This window comes from Sphingobacterium sp. HJSM2_6, assembly GCF_049316305.1.
GTDB lineage: Bacteria > Bacteroidota > Bacteroidia > Sphingobacteriales > Sphingobacteriaceae > Sphingobacterium.
This window is the reverse complement of sequence record NZ_JBMOXB010000013.1, coordinates 20472-35586: the sequence shown is the minus strand read 5'-3', so window position 1 is coordinate 35586 and position 15115 is coordinate 20472. Positions and strand designations below refer to the sequence as shown.

General features: G+C 36.6%; 11 protein-coding genes. 7 read left to right on the top strand and 4 right to left on the bottom strand.

The features are described from left to right. Positions 1-2 precede the first annotated feature (2 nt). Positions 3-1121, bottom strand: a complete 1119-nt coding sequence (locus ACFRAE_RS12180) for a DUF4861 family protein (RefSeq protein WP_422797436.1) — start codon at positions 1119-1121, stop codon at positions 3-5. Between the two features lies 1 nt (position 1122). After that, positions 1123-1968 carry a 5-dehydro-4-deoxy-D-glucuronate isomerase gene (kduI, locus tag ACFRAE_RS12175; protein WP_422797435.1) on the bottom strand — a complete coding sequence of 282 codons (846 nt, stop codon included), beginning with the start codon at positions 1966-1968 and terminating at the stop codon, positions 1123-1125. 285 nt (positions 1969-2253) lie between these two features. Here kduI and ACFRAE_RS12170 point away from each other — a divergent pair, with 285 nt between their 5' ends. Beyond that, positions 2254-3822, top strand: a complete 1569-nt coding sequence (locus ACFRAE_RS12170) for an MFS transporter (RefSeq protein ID WP_422797434.1) — start codon at positions 2254-2256, stop codon at positions 3820-3822. Here ACFRAE_RS12170 and ACFRAE_RS12165 read toward each other — a convergent pair. After that, entirely contained in the window at positions 3812-4837 is a 1026-nt protein-coding gene (locus ACFRAE_RS12165) for a LacI family DNA-binding transcriptional regulator (protein WP_422797433.1), read from the bottom strand. The two genes, ACFRAE_RS12170 and ACFRAE_RS12165, sit on opposite strands and share 11 nt — an antisense overlap. Before the next feature lie 152 nt (positions 4838-4989). Continuing rightward, positions 4990-5589 (bottom strand): hypothetical protein, encoded by a 600-nt coding sequence (locus ACFRAE_RS12160; RefSeq protein WP_422797432.1) that lies wholly within the window; start codon positions 5587-5589, stop codon positions 4990-4992. Positions 5590-6041: 452 nt separating this feature from the next. On the opposite strand from ACFRAE_RS12160, the gene ACFRAE_RS12155 reads away from it, so the two are divergent. The 6 genes from ACFRAE_RS12155 (at position 6042) to ACFRAE_RS12130 (ending at position 15051) form a co-directional block, all read left to right on the top strand. Further along, a complete protein-coding gene (locus tag ACFRAE_RS12155) occupies positions 6042-7919 on the top strand; it encodes a sulfatase family protein (protein WP_422797431.1) in 1878 nt (625 codons plus the stop codon). Positions 7920-7941: 22 nt separating this feature from the next. Continuing rightward, positions 7942-9330, top strand: coding sequence for a sulfatase (locus tag ACFRAE_RS12150; protein ID WP_422797430.1), 1389 nt, complete (start codon positions 7942-7944; stop codon positions 9328-9330). A 77-nt stretch (positions 9331-9407) separates the two neighbouring features. After that, positions 9408-10934, top strand: a complete 1527-nt coding sequence (locus ACFRAE_RS12145) for a sulfatase family protein (protein WP_422797429.1) — start codon at positions 9408-9410, stop codon at positions 10932-10934. Between the two features lie 50 nt (positions 10935-10984). Continuing rightward, on the top strand, positions 10985-12874 hold the full coding sequence (locus tag ACFRAE_RS12140) for a sulfatase family protein (protein WP_422797428.1): 1890 nt from the start codon (positions 10985-10987) through the stop codon (positions 12872-12874). Positions 12875-13147: 273 nt separating this feature from the next. Then, positions 13148-13747 (top strand): RNA polymerase sigma factor, encoded by a 600-nt coding sequence (locus ACFRAE_RS12135; RefSeq protein WP_422797427.1) that lies wholly within the window; start codon positions 13148-13150, stop codon positions 13745-13747. 80 nt (positions 13748-13827) lie between these two features. After that, on the top strand, positions 13828-15051 hold the full coding sequence (locus ACFRAE_RS12130; protein ID WP_422797426.1) for a FecR family protein: 1224 nt from the start codon (positions 13828-13830) through the stop codon (positions 15049-15051). Positions 15052-15115 lie beyond the last annotated feature (64 nt).

Here is a 15115-nt window from a genome sequence, read left to right as displayed (position 1 = left end):
TTTTATTTTAATTTTATGCTTAAAGGTTCCCTTAACTGGCTTTTATATAATTCTACAGTTTCAATCCATTCTTTTTCATTACTTACTTTTCCTGCTTTATTCCATGCTGCTCCATTGTAATAAATAAATTCTTGATGGTTTCGAACATGAGTAATCAGGAGCGATTGCTCCTTTCGATCACTTAAATACCGTACTTCAGCTTTAGGAATAATAACGGCAACTCCCAACACCCCATTATTTGCTACCGCTGGTTCCCAATAAGTTAATGAAAATGGTTTTTTTGCTACCGACAATAAAGGATTTTCCTCCTTTCTTTTCGCAATTCCTATAGCAATAGGAGTCGATGATTCGGATTGATTAGCATAGTTTAACGTGATTTTATTAAAGTTACTTCCTGCATCTAACCGAATTGTTTTGCTAAAAACGATTCGTTGCCCTTCCACTTCTTCAGGATCGAAGTCCAATTTAAAGGTTGTTCTTAAAGGACCATTGTCCAATATTTTATAGTTCCGGTAGTGCTTGCTGAAGGTCAATTTCTCCTTAATGTAAAAACCTACATCTCCAGCTCCTAGTGTTTGTCCAACTGAATAATAGTCCAGCCCTTCTCCATGATCCTTATGATAATCCCCTGTCTTATACCATTCGTTGATGATTAATTGACTTGTTCTTTTAGCCCAAACATCCATACCTTGCGCATCGTCTGCTCTTCCTTCCAATGCTTTTCCATACATCCTAAAAGCTAATACATCATTTTCCCAAGCAAAATCATCAAATCTCTCAGGGACATAGCGCGCAAAGGTTTTAGGAGCTGGATGAGGGGCCGTTTTATCGCTTACCAAAAGCTTAAGTTTTGCATAAGGAGCTAAATGAACGAGTAAAAGTACATTGACAGGTTCTTGACCTCCCAGTTTTTCCAATTGATGTGGTATCACCTTAGCATTTTCATCCTGTACTGAAAATATGCTGTCTTGATTAAAGTGTTTGGAAAATTTTGCATAGGAAATAGAAATAACTTCATTCCTATCTGTAGCGGATGAATTGACAACCTGAATATATTTTTGCGCATGAACATTTCCAGTTAAAAGGAATGTACATAGACCCAATAGCCAAATTATTTTCATGTTATTTAAGTTCATTGATTGGACATTTATCCATATCGTCATAATCTAAATTTTCCCCTGCCATACCCCAAATAAAGGAGTAATTACTGGTTCCAGCTCCAGCATGTATAGACCAAGGGGGAGAAATAACTGCTTGTTCATTTTGTGTCCAAATATGCCTTGTTTCATTCACTGGCCCCATAAAATGAGAGATTGATTGATTTTCTGGCAGTTCAAAATAAAAATAAACCTCCATCCTACGGTCATGAGTATGAGCAGGCATAGTATTCCATACGGATCCAACTTTCAATTCTGTCATACCCATTTGAATTTGACAAGTTTGAACAACGGTATGTAACACCATTTGATTAATGATTCGATGATTCGAAGTTTCAGGCGATCCCAATTCAATTTTGTTTGCCTGATCTTTGGTAATTTTCTTTGTGGGATAGCTTTGGTGAGCTGGTGTGGAATTGATGTAGAATTTTGCAGGCTTTTCTTGATTTGCACTTACAAAGAAAACTTCCCGAACTCCCTTACCGATATAAAGTGCTTCTTTATAATTTAAGTCTATAATTTCACCATCAATTTCTACTTTTCCATCTCCCCCTACATTGATAACCACCAGCTCTCTTCTACTTAAAAAATATGCTTCTTTGAGCAGAGGTTCAATAGTTTCTAATTTAATTTTTTCTTGTAAAGGCATAGCGCCTCCTATAATATAACGATCGTAATGGCTATAGGTAAAATGAATTTTATCTGGTGTAAATAGTTTCTCTATTAAAAAATTATTCCTCAATCCTTCGGTATCTAAAATTTTCGATTCATTTGGGCCGATTGCATAACGACTTTCAAAAGTTGCTTTCATTATATGTTTGATTTAAAAACTATAAGTTAGCACAAGTTAATAGTTAAAATGACTTTTATCTGCGAAATCGATTTCGATTTTTAGTAAAACAAACACGAAACATTAATTAATTCTAAAATCTACGCAATCGTTTAAGTAAATAATTCTTTTAATTTCCAGCATTATTTAGGATTATTATATAGAATTATAAGTTGGTCAATTTCCGCAGTCCTATTTTTCGGAAATGGTTTAAACAACCACATTATAATTTTAACCAAATGAGAGAAAACCCTATAAACGAAAAATATGACAGAACAAAAAGCGGGAAAATATAGATGGACTATTTGCGCACTTCTATTTTTCGCAACAACCATCAATTACCTAGATAGACAAGTTTTATCATTAACCTGGAAAGATTTCATATCTCCTGAATTTCATTGGACCAACAACGACTATGGTTTAATTACTGCATTATTCTCTATTTTTTATGCTGTAGGGATGCTTTTCGCGGGCCGTTTTATTGATTGGATAGATACGAAAAAAGGGTTTATTTGGGCTATCATCGTTTGGTCTATCGGTGCGATTTTACATGCTTTTTGCGGAATAGCCACCTCAGGTATCATCGCTGGAGAATGGTTTGTGGGATTCGAAGGAGCAAAAGATGCGATAAAAAATGTCCATGATTTTTCTAGGGTTATTAATGTCAGTGTTGTTCTATTCATTTTTGCACGTTTCGTGTTAGCAATCGGAGAGGCTGGAAACTTCCCTGCAGCGATAAAAGCTACGGCGGAGTATTTTCCTAAAAAAGACCGTGCTTTTGCTACAAGTATCTTTAATGCGGGCTCGACGATAGGTGCATTAATCGCTCCGTTATGTATACCTGTTATAGCCAAACATTGGGGATGGGAAATGTCTTTCATCATCATAGGTGCGCTTGGATTTATCTGGTTAGGGTTTTGGATATTCATGTATGAAAAACCAGAAGTTCATCCCAAAGTCAATGAAGAAGAATTACTTTATATCCAACAAGATGATCGCTTGGAATCGGAGTCAAATGATACTACTACACCGGTAGTTCAAGGAAAAGTAAGCATCTTAAATTGTTTAAAACATAAACAAACTTGGGCATTTGCTATAGGAAAATTTATGACCGATGGCGTATGGTGGTTTTATTTATTTTGGATGCCCGCATTTTTAAGTTCCGTTTACGGCGTAAAATCCTCAGATTTGAATGGACAATTAGCCTTATTTGTTTTGTACGGTATCACGATGTTATCCTTAATTGGCGGTTGGCTACCCTCCTATTTTATTAATAAAGGAATGAATCCTTATGCCGGTAGAATGCGGGCTATGTTAATCTTTGCCTTTTTCCCCTTACTAGTGCTTTTGGCACAACCATTTGGCCATTATTCTTTCTGGATACCAACCATCCTTATAGGTATTGGAGCAGCCGCACATCAATCATGGTCTGCTAATATTTTCTCCACAATTGGCGATATGTTTCCTAAAAAATCCGTTGGTACCGTGACAGGAATTGGGGGTTTAGCAGGAGGTCTTGGTTCCTTTTTTATCAATATTTATTCTGGTAAATTATTTGATTATGCCGAAACGCATTGGAGTAAGATCAATGGCATTCATCTATTGGAAAAATTTCCAGAGCTTGAAAATGTAGATTCGAGAAAAAGTTTTTTCGCACAGCATGATGTAGCAAACATTGATGAATTCTTAAAGTTGCTCCGTACAAAAGGAGAAATTGTAACTAATGGAATAGATCAAGGGTATATGCTCGTTTTCAGCTATTGTGCAATAGCATATTTGATTGCCTGGATAATCATGAAGATTCTTGTCCCTAAAATGAAGCCTGTTAAACTTTAGTAGAATTCCGAGGAACAATATGGGTGTCAAGTATCGTGGTATTAAAATCTATTTTAAACCGATCCTTTGATTCAATTAGTTGAATCAACTTTTCAACACCTTTTTGACCGATTTCAAATGCGGGTTGAATGATGGTCGATAAGGATGGATTTAAGGATTCTGCAGCTTCGGTATTTGCAAATCCTATAACGGCAACTTGTTTAGGTACTTGAACACCTAGATTTGCTAGAATACCTAATGCGGAAACCGTTAAGGTATCTGTTGTGCCTAATATTCCGATGCCTTCAGGTTGTAATTTTAATTTTTCTTGAAGTTTCTGCGTAAGATTTTTAATCAAATCTATTCGAGATAAGCCATAATCTACTTGAATAATGTTTTCCTTTTGGAAAGGTATAAAATTGGCTAATAAAGCTTTAGTATAACCCGATATACGCTGTTGATTTATCCCAACATTTAGTCCACAAAGCACCAGAATATGTTTACGTCCTGTATCAATTAAATGCTGGGTAGCCTCATAGGCTCCTTTTTCACTATTGACGCCAATTTTGAAGGTCTCTAGGTCAAAATCTATTCGATCTACAAGAACAAGCGGACAGCTTTGATGAAACTCTTTCAAATAGTTTAAATCACTATTTGCGGATGGTGTAATAATGATACCGTCCACATTTTGTTGTTGAAGAGTGTTCAATGATTCTTGTTCCCATAACGCATTTTCTCTGCTTTGCATAAAAACCAATTTATAGTTTCGTTCAAAGGCTGCCTGATGTGCTCCTTCCAGCACTTGCGATTGAAATGGATTTCCTAAATAGGGGATAATAACGCCAATGGAATTGCTACGTCCAGTTTTAAGACTTTTGGCTAAAATATTTGGTCTGTAATTGTGTTCTTGAGCCAATTTTCGCACTCGCTCTTTGGTTTCTTCACTAATCTCAAAACTATTGTTTAAGGCCTTAGATACCGTCGAAACAGATATCTCTAATTTTGCTGCCAATTCTTTTAAAGTGATAGCACACATGAAAATCTTCCCCTTTTAGAAATTAATATTGCATTCAATTTATCAATATAACTATAATTATGAGAAACAGGATACAATATCCGGGAAAATAGATTCATTATCCTTATTTAGCGGCCTAAATAAGGATTCGTTTAAACAATAGGTTGGATGTATTATTCAACGGTAATTTTAGATACTATATAAGCCTGTCCGAAACTTGAAGGGTCGTGATTTACCGTTAAGGTTATAGATTTCCATTTCAATGTTTTTTGGACTTGATCAACTTCCACTTTATGTTGCCAAATTTCTTCCAATTTTTCACCAATGTCTTCAGCCGTAAAATTTAGCGTTACCTTATTTGAGAAAAGATATTTCCCTTCTTCCTTATGCATATTAATAAAGGGTCCACCTGGAATAATGCCTAAAATCAGTGGTATTTCAAAAGTTTCATTTCCCAAATATTTTTCCTTTTTCTCTACATTTAGAAACTCAAGGTGATAACTTGGTCCATCTTGTGGGGGTAAATTAGGAACCACCATTTTAGCTTTTATATGATAGTTGTAGCCTGGTTCTCTGTCTAAAAAGCCAAATAGATGTATTTCCCCAGGAATAAGTTGAGGGTATCGGTATACTAAATTGCCCCTAGAGCCAAACTTATGATCTACCAATAACGTTACGATTTCACCATCTTTAAGGTTAAAATCACTATATGTTTTATCTTTAGAGCAACTAAAAAAAATAAAAAGGAGTAATAAGACTGGAATAGATTTCATCAGGATCATTATTTAGATAAGTAATTATTTATGAAACGAGCCTAACAACGTAATTGCTACGTCCAACACTGAAAATTTCAGTTTTTATCCAAAAATATTACCTATTTCGTCGTTTTTACGTAAAAAAAGTAAATAAATCAATTAACTTTAATGACTGTTTAACTAAGCATATTTAAAATTAAAGTCTTGAAAATAAGTTTTAGGTGCTGGTAAGAAAGTTGGACCATCAATAGCAATTGGTTTTAAAGTCTTGAAAATATTCACCAGCCTTATTTCTTAAAATATTTCTTCCACTTTGATTCCAGTTAATCGTCTTAACTTATAACAAGCATAATAAACCAACCTAGGCATGACGCTTACTTTTCATTGGAATACTTGCTACCATTGAGGTATGAATAGAGCAAGTTTGGTGAAGTATTGTTTTATACGCTGAAATAGACTGAAAAGAAAAGATGAAAAAGATACTAATATTTACTTTTGTAAGTATTCTGCAGGTTTGGGTCATCCAAGCACAGGATAGACCGAATATATTATGGTTGGTTTGTGAGGATATGAGCCCCTACTTAAGTAGCTATGGCAATAAACAGGTTAAAACTCCAAATTTAGATTCATTGGCGGCAAATGGAATTCGGTATAGCAAAGCACATTCCAATGCGGCACAATGTTCCCCTTCACGCTCAACACTGATTTCCGGAAAATATGCGGTAAGCTTGGGAACCGACGTACATCGACAAAAACGCCCCGTACCTGATGAATTTTATTTTCCTAAGTATTTAAGAGATGCTGGTTATTTTACAAGCAATAATGCCAAACAAGATTATAATAACATGAAGACTCCTGCGAATGTGTGGGACATTTCAAATGCCAAAGCTACTTATCTGAATAGACCTGATAAATCAAAGCCTTTTTTTTCTGTTTTTAATACAGGTATCACCCATATGGTTCGGGTAGCCACTCGTACCCTTGAAAATCGTTCCCCTCGATCAGTTCCTATTTCCGATATTCAAGTACCCTCATATATTCCAGATTTACCAGCTGTGCGAGACGACATCGCTTGGAATATGGATGCAGTTATGCTGATGGATGAATGGATAGGAGAAAAACTAGCGGAGTTACGAGCTAGCGGAGAAGCGGAAAACACCATTGTATTCTTTTACTCAGATCATGGAGGAACAGTTCCTAGAGGTAAAGCGTATATTTATGAAAGTGGAACATTGGTTCCTATGATTGCTTATTTTCCAGAAAAATGGAAACACTTAGCCAATGTCCCTTTACCATCTGTGTCAGATCGTCTCATCCCATTTGTAGACTTACCCGCTACGGTTTTTAATTTAACTGGCGTAAAAACTCCTAGTTTTATGATTAGCAAACCTTTTTTAGGCCCTGGTCAAGAAAAACCTGAAAATACGAGAAAGTATATCTTCACTTTTCGAAGTAATCAAAGCCTTAGCTATGCCCCTTCTCGAGCGATTACCGATGGGCGATATAAATTAATCTGGAATTTTCAAAGTGCCTATCCTAATGGGACGCGCCAAGACTATCAATGGCAAATGCCTGCCCAACAAGCCTGGGAACAATCGCATCAAAACGGCAAATTAAATGATTTACATCAAAAATTTTGGCTTCCCGTTGAACCCTTGGAATTATATGATCTTAAAAATGATTCATTAGAAACCATTAATAAAATTAATGACCCCGCATTAAAGGATAAATTTTTAGAACTAAAACAAGCCTTACAGCAAGAAATGTTGCTTCAAAAAGACTTAGGATTTATGCCTATTGAATATCGCCATGAATTACAAAAACATGGGGCACTATACGATGTTGTCCGTAGCCAAAACATAGATATAGCAAAACAAATTGAGGCTGCAGCAACCGCTTCATATCGGAAGGTGGAAAATCAAAAACTACTTGAAGGGTATCTGAAGCATAAAGATCCTGTAGTTCAATATTGGGGAGCTAGTGGATTATGTGGATTGGCCAAACTATTAAAAATAAACAAATTGCCAACCGTAGCACTTGATTATTACCAATCTAGCGAGGCATTACCAGAAGCAAAATGTTTATTAGCAGAGGCTAAAGTTTACTTAAAACAAAATGCTGAAGAATCGCTATCGTATTTAGCTACTCAAATGGAAAATGGTTTCGGCCCATCTTTAATGGTTTTACAAAATTTAGGTAGTTTAGCAAGTCCTATAAATAACCGATTAAAAACTGCATTAGCTAAACCTGAAACAACGAATAAATTTTATATTCGGTCGATTCTTATAAACACTGGGGTATTACCTTATAGTGAATTATATAACAAGGCTGAAAAAGTTGGAGATTAAGCGTGATTGAACTTATAAAAATATGAAAGACATACGAAATATTATACTCGCACTGATCGTTATGCTTAGCTCAGCTACAGCTGCGGATAAAAAACCAAACATCATTGTGATTTTTGCAGATGACCTCGGATATAAAGATTGTGGATTTACTGGCAGTTCTTTTATAGAAACGCCGCATATCGATGCTTTAGCTAAGGCTGGGATGGTTTTTGAAAATGCCTATGCTGCCGCGGGAAATTGCGCACCCAGTCGTGCATCGTTATTGAGTGGGAAGTACTCTCCTTATCATGGTGTCTTTGCTGTAGGAAGTTCTTCAAGAGGACCGGTAAAAGAAATGAAGTTGGTACCCGTTGAAAACACCGAATATTTAGCCCCCTCATTCGTAACTATGGCGGAAGCATTAAAAGGTGCAGGATATCATACCGCACTCTTTGGGAAATGGCATTTGGGTAAAACCAAAGAAACTGATCCATTGGCTCAGGGATTTGATATTTACCTAGACGAAAGAAAAGAAAATCCAAATAAAGATTGGGGTGTTCCAGATGATCCTAAAGGTATGTTCTCCCTTACAAAAGAAGCATTAGCATATGTCGACAGGCAAAAAAATGAAGAAAAACCATTTTTCCTCTACCTAGCACATCATGCCATTCACTCTCGAATGGAAGCAAGGCCAGAGACCATTAAAAAATACCTGAAGAAGGGATACCAGAAACAGCAAGCATTGTATGCCGCATGTACCTCGGACTTTGACGAAACTGTGGGAATGATTATGAGCTATTTAAAGGAAACTGGATTGGACAAAAACACTTTGGTCGTTTTTACAAGTGATAATGGTGCAACAAACCAATCTCCTCAAGAACCCCTACGTGGCAATAAAGGAGCTTATTATGAAGGTGGTATTCGGGAACCATTTATTGCCTATTGGCCGGGAAAAATTAAAGCAGGAACTATAAATAAAACACCCATTATTAATATCGATTTATATCCAACATTTTTAGCCCTAGCCAAGGGTAAATCAACTGAACTAGATGGGGAAAATTTATGGCCACTATTTAGTGGGCAGGAACTAAAGACGAAAAGAGAAGCTATATTTTGGCATTTCCCAGGCTATTTAAATGACCCTGTAATTCGAGGAAGGGACAGTATTTTTAGGACTAGACCGGTCTCTGTCATTCGCAAAGGCGACTGGAAACTCCACCTTTACCATGAAGAATGGTTAACTTCTGGAGGAAAACAAAAAATAGAAACGAATAATGCATTAGAACTCTATAACCTCGTAGATGATGTCGGCGAAAGAAAAAATCTAGCCCTTGTGAATACACAGAAAAGAAACGAGTTATTACAAGATTTATTGGATTGGATAGAACGTACAAAAGCGCCAATGCCAAGCCTAATTGGCAATACAAATTAGCCTGTAAAAGAAAGCAATATTAGCGTAGCAGAGGTTTACAATACTGAACTGTCGTATTTTTTATACTGATTAATTAAATGAAAAATAAGAAACTAAATCTTGTGCATTTATTAGGGATTGCATGTGTCCTTATGGCTATTTGTAGTTGCAAATCTGTCGAAAAAACTAGGGGGCAACGATTGCCTAATATCATTATTATCAACATGGATGATTTAGGGTATGGGGATATTGGTGCTTACGGTTCAACGACTATTTCAACTCCAAATATGGACAGGCTAGCCCATGGAGGTATTCGATTTACCAATGGTTACGCCACCTCCTCCACCTGTACCCCTAGTCGATATGGTCTGTTGACAGGAGTTTATCCTTGGAGAAATAGTGACGCTAAGATATTGGCAGGAAACGCAGCTCTACTTATTGACAGTAGTCAGCAAACTCTCCCAAAAATGCTTCAGAATGCTGGTTACCAAACAGGTATTATTGGAAAATGGCATCTAGGATTGGGAGATGGGGATGTGGAATGGAATAAAACAATACGTCTTGGACCAAACCAAGTGGGTTTTAAGGAATCGTTTATTATGGCAGCTACTCAAGACAGAGTGCCGACTGTCTACATAAAAAATGGGGATGTAGTAGGCTTGGATAAGAATGATCCTATTGAAGTAAACTATAAACAAAATTATGAAGGCCAGCCTACAGGTCTAAAAAATCCGGAACTACTCAAAATGAAATGGTTTCATGGGCATAATCAAAGTATCATTAATGGCATTTCACGGATTGGCTTTATGCGTGGTGGTGAGAAAGCGAGATGGGTGGATGAAGACATGTCTGACATTTTTTTAACGCAAGCACAATCATTTGTCCTTGCACATAAGTCCTCCCCTTTCTTTCTTTATTACGCAATGCAACAACCGCACGTTCCTCGTACCCCTCACCCAAGATATATTGGGAAAACAACCATGGGTCCACGAGGAGATGTAATTGCAGAAGCGGATGATGCCATTGGGGCTTTAATAAAAACGTTGGAAGATGAGGACCTTTTGGAAAACACGTTAATAATTTTCACCAGTGATAATGGCCCTGTGGTCAATGATGGGTACTCTGATGAGTCTGTAGAAAGGCTAGGTAATCATCGCCCTAGTGGTCCTTTACGTGGAGGAAAATATAGTTTATACGAGGCCGGCTTTCGTGTTCCATTCATCTGTTATTGGAAAGGGAAAATTGATCCCAAAGTTTCAGACGCTATCGTGTGCCAAATTGATCTTCTAGCTTCATTAGCTAGATTGACTGGACAGAACGCAGAAAATACAGACAGTCAAGATTTCTTAAAAACTTTTATGGGAAAACATGATCAAGGTAGGGATGAATTGATTTTAGAAGCGACATCAAGAACTATCTTGCGTGCAGGAGATTGGGTGATGATTCCCCCATACCCTGGCTTAGCGGTAAACAAAAATGTGAATATTGAATTGGGAAATTCAACCGTTTATCAATTGTATAATCTTAAGAAGGATCTTGGAGAACAACATAATTTAGCGGAGCTAGAACCGAAAAAGTTAAATGAAATGAAAGCTCGATATGAAAAATTAAGAAATGCTCCTTAACAGATTGCTAAACATTAAAGTTTGTAAAACATCAATAGCTATAAATACGAATGAAAATCGGCTTAAAATACTGTTATTTACTGTCCTATTCCCTATTTGCGCTATTAGTTTCTAGTTATAATAGCCAAGCCCAACAGCCAAATATTTTATGGATTACGATTGAAGACACTTCTCCTGAATACATTGGTTGTTATGGGAATACGATCGTTAGCACTCCCCATATTGACGCACTTGCAAAAGAAGGCATTCGATTTACAAATGCCTTTTCCACCAACACGGTCTGTGCTCCATCTAGACATTGCCTAATAACAGGGGTACGAACTGCTGAAAATGGCACAGGAAATCATCGCAGTTATTACCATATCGATAGTCAAGTGATGGGGTTTCCTACATATTTGAAAAATAGTGGCTTTTACACGTCCAACAATAATAAAACAGATTACAATATTTCCAATGAACAAACTTTCAAACTACAGAACTGGCATGAAAGCAGCCATAAAGCGGGGTATTGGAATAGGGCAATAAACCAGCGTTTCTTCAGTGTATTCAATATATTTACATCCCATCAAAGCCGTACGATGACCGAATCTTATGCTTGGTATGAAAAAAATATATTGCCTCTTTTAAAAGAAGAACAAATCATTAAGGCTCAAGATGTCGACCTACCGCCATTCTATCACGATTCTGACAGTATGCGAAAACATATGGCTCGGCTCTACAACTGTATGAATTTAACGGATTTAGAAGTGGGTAAAGTGATTTCTCGATTAAAAAAGGAAGGTCAGTGGGAAAATACCATCATCTTTCTTTTTGGAGATCATGGGCAAGGGATGCCTAATTTTAAAACACACTCTTCACGATTAGGGTATCAAGTTCCATTTATCGTCCGAATCCCTCAAAAATATCAACAGCTTTCATCGCATCGTCCAGGTAGTACCTCCGATGAATTAATCACCTTTGAAGATCTCGCCCCAACCGTGTTAAGTATTACAGGCCAAGCAATACCAGCGTATATGAAAGGACGTATATTCATGGGTAAATTTGCTGAGGAACGTAAAGACTATTTTTGGGGAAATAGAGACAATACCGATGAAGTGATTGATATGGCAAGAACAGTCATTGCTGGTGATTTTGTATATACCCGCAACTATTACCCTCATTGGTCGGTTTTACAAAGACATCATTATTTTGATAAAGGCGAAATTGTGCAACAGATTCGAGCCGACTTTAAGGGCAATAATTTAAATGAGAATCAACAAGCCTTGCTCACTGCTCCTCGGTCTACCGAAGAAATGTATGACCGCAAATCTGATCGTTGGGAAACGATGAACCTAGTGAATGAGAAATCGTATCAAGATATGCTCCAAAAAATGAGAGGTCTCAATAAACAAAAAATGACTGCATATCAAGATCTGGGCTTATTACCGGAAGCAGTTATAGCGCAAATTAATCAATCAAATATCCTGACAAGCTGGAAGGTTCATGAATATAAATTTCAAAATTATTTGGAAATAGCCGAGATGGTAGGTCGAGGTCCCTCTTTTTTAAATCAACAATATCGTTTATTTAATAATCAAGATAGTGTGGCTCGATATTGGGCAGCTATTGGCCTTCGTAACCAAAAAACAGAGGTAATGGATCAAAATAAAGTGGAAAAAATATTTGAATCTGAAAAATCCATTTTAGTTAAAATTGAAATTGCAGCTATCCTTCTTTATCATTACCACAGTGAAATGGCTATGAAATGGCTTGCACAACAAGCATTACATCGCAACGCCTACCTGAGTAGACAAGCCTTGATGCAGTTAGCCAATTATCCAAACTTACCAAAGAACATCATTAGTCTGCTGAAGGAGAATAAAAATAAAATTATTCAACAGCACCAGAAGGAATTATCCTATGAAGTTAAAGTAGCCTTAAATGCAATTATTTTAGAATAGGGTATCTTATTATGATGATTAATCAATCCGATTAAATTTTTACTAACTTACTATTTAATGCTGATTAGCTCCCAAACTCTTCGGCTAAAGATGAGCCTTTAACGTCCATTTTTCAAAAAACAACATTTCTCTTACTTACCTGATTTACGCTTTGGTATACCATAAAGAACTGAAATTGCTTAATTTAAATAGATCATATTTAGGAATCATCATTTAATTGTGTAGTGTTTGCAGTGGCGTTGATAATTTCTTAACTTTAAAGACTCAACTATTATGGCCGATTATACAAAATATGATGAAAACCACCTCATAACGCTTTTACAAAAGCAAGATCAGCTTGCCTATACCGAAATTTACACCCGCTTTTGGCCTATTCTATTTCGCCATGCTAGACGCATGCTTCAGGATGATGATGAGGCAACAGATATTGTACAAGATATTTTTGTTAAACTATGGGAAAGATCAAGCTCCCTGAGTATGTCCGGAACGCTATCAGGCTACTTGTATAGTGCTACTAAAAACCGTGTAATTGATCGAATAAATCGTCATAAACTTGAAAAACGCTACCTCGACTCATTAGAAGATTTTCTCAACATTGGGGAAACCATTACGGATGATACGATTTTGGCTAGCGAGCTTGCTCTTCGAATTGAACAAGAAGTATCGAAGCTTCCTAAGAAAATGCAACGAATTTTAAGAATGCGACAAGAAGCTGCTCACTCTTACAAGGAGATTGCGAAAACTGTAGGCACCTCTGAAGGTAATGTAAAAAAGCAATTATACAATGCCATGAAACTATTGAGGTCTAAATTCGACATTACTATGCTAACGCTTTGTTGGCATCTACTCGCGTATTGGTACCGTCATTTTTAATAATTTCTGAAAAATTCTGAAAATTTTTCTTCCACTTATGGCAAAGTTAATCGTCATTATATTAAAGCGGGGAGAAAATTATGAATAAACTACAAGCAAAGGATTTGCTTGATCGGTATCGACAAGGTAAGTGTACGGAGGAAGAACAAAAATTGGTTAACCAATGGTATCTACAAGCAACAGATGCTATGGAAGATGCTGATTTGGGTGAGCCAGACTACAGCAAAGTAGATCGTAATTTGAGAAGCCGACTACCCTTACTAAGGGAAAACAAATTGAAGCGTATTAACAAATGGGCTCCCTATGCTGCCGCAATTTTTATCTCAGTTATTGGCGCTACCTGGATGTATCTTTCAAAAAAACCAACCCTTGAAAGCACCCAAATTCAATCAATCGAATCGGATACAGATATCGCTCCTGGAAAAAATCGAGCTACATTAACCTTAGCAAATGGTAATAAAATTGCTTTAAGTGAGGATCAAAAGGGTATAATAATGGCCGAAAGAATCACTTATCTAGACGGTACTGCAATACTTGAAAAGGAGGCCGCAGTCGAACTATTATCTTTAAGCACACCAAAAGGTGGTACCTACCAAATTACATTGCCCGATGGGAGCAATGTATGGTTAAATGCTGAAACTACGCTAAAATACCCTTCGAAATTTGAAGGTTCTGTACGTGAAGTTGAATTAGAAGGTGAAGCTTATTTTGAAATCCAGTCCATAAAGCGAAATAATTCCTCTGAAAAACTTCCGAATAATCTGATTACTTCAAGTACATCTGTAGAAAAAAATTCTTTAAACCATTTACCTTTTCTAGTTAAAACGAAAGGCCAAACTATAGAGGTATTGGGTACACAATTTAATGTTTCTGCTTACGCTAACGAGGAAAATATCAAAACAAGTCTAGTCGAGGGTAAGGTTCGATTGACCTCTACAGAACAAGCATCTAGCGGAAACGCTAATTCTAAAAATCAATTGATACTTTCAGCAGGTGAGCAGGGTGTTTTATCAGGGACTAAATTAATTAAGAGACAGGTTGATTTAGAAATGTATACTTCATGGAAAGATGGCTTCTTTTATTTCAATCGCTTACCAACACATGAGGCTGTATCACAATTGGCGAGGTGGTACGATTTAGAGGTCATCTATCAAGGCAAAGAAGCGAACATCAATATGTTCGCTTATATTGAACGAAATAAACCATTGAGCGCAATATTAAAGGCGCTTGAAAAAAGCGGGTTACGAATAAAATTTGTGCAGTCTGGGGATAGCAAACAACTAATTATCCAAGGCGAACACTAAAAACAACATAAACCAATACTTATAACCATAATTTTTAAACCAATAATTGTAAATCTTACATGGA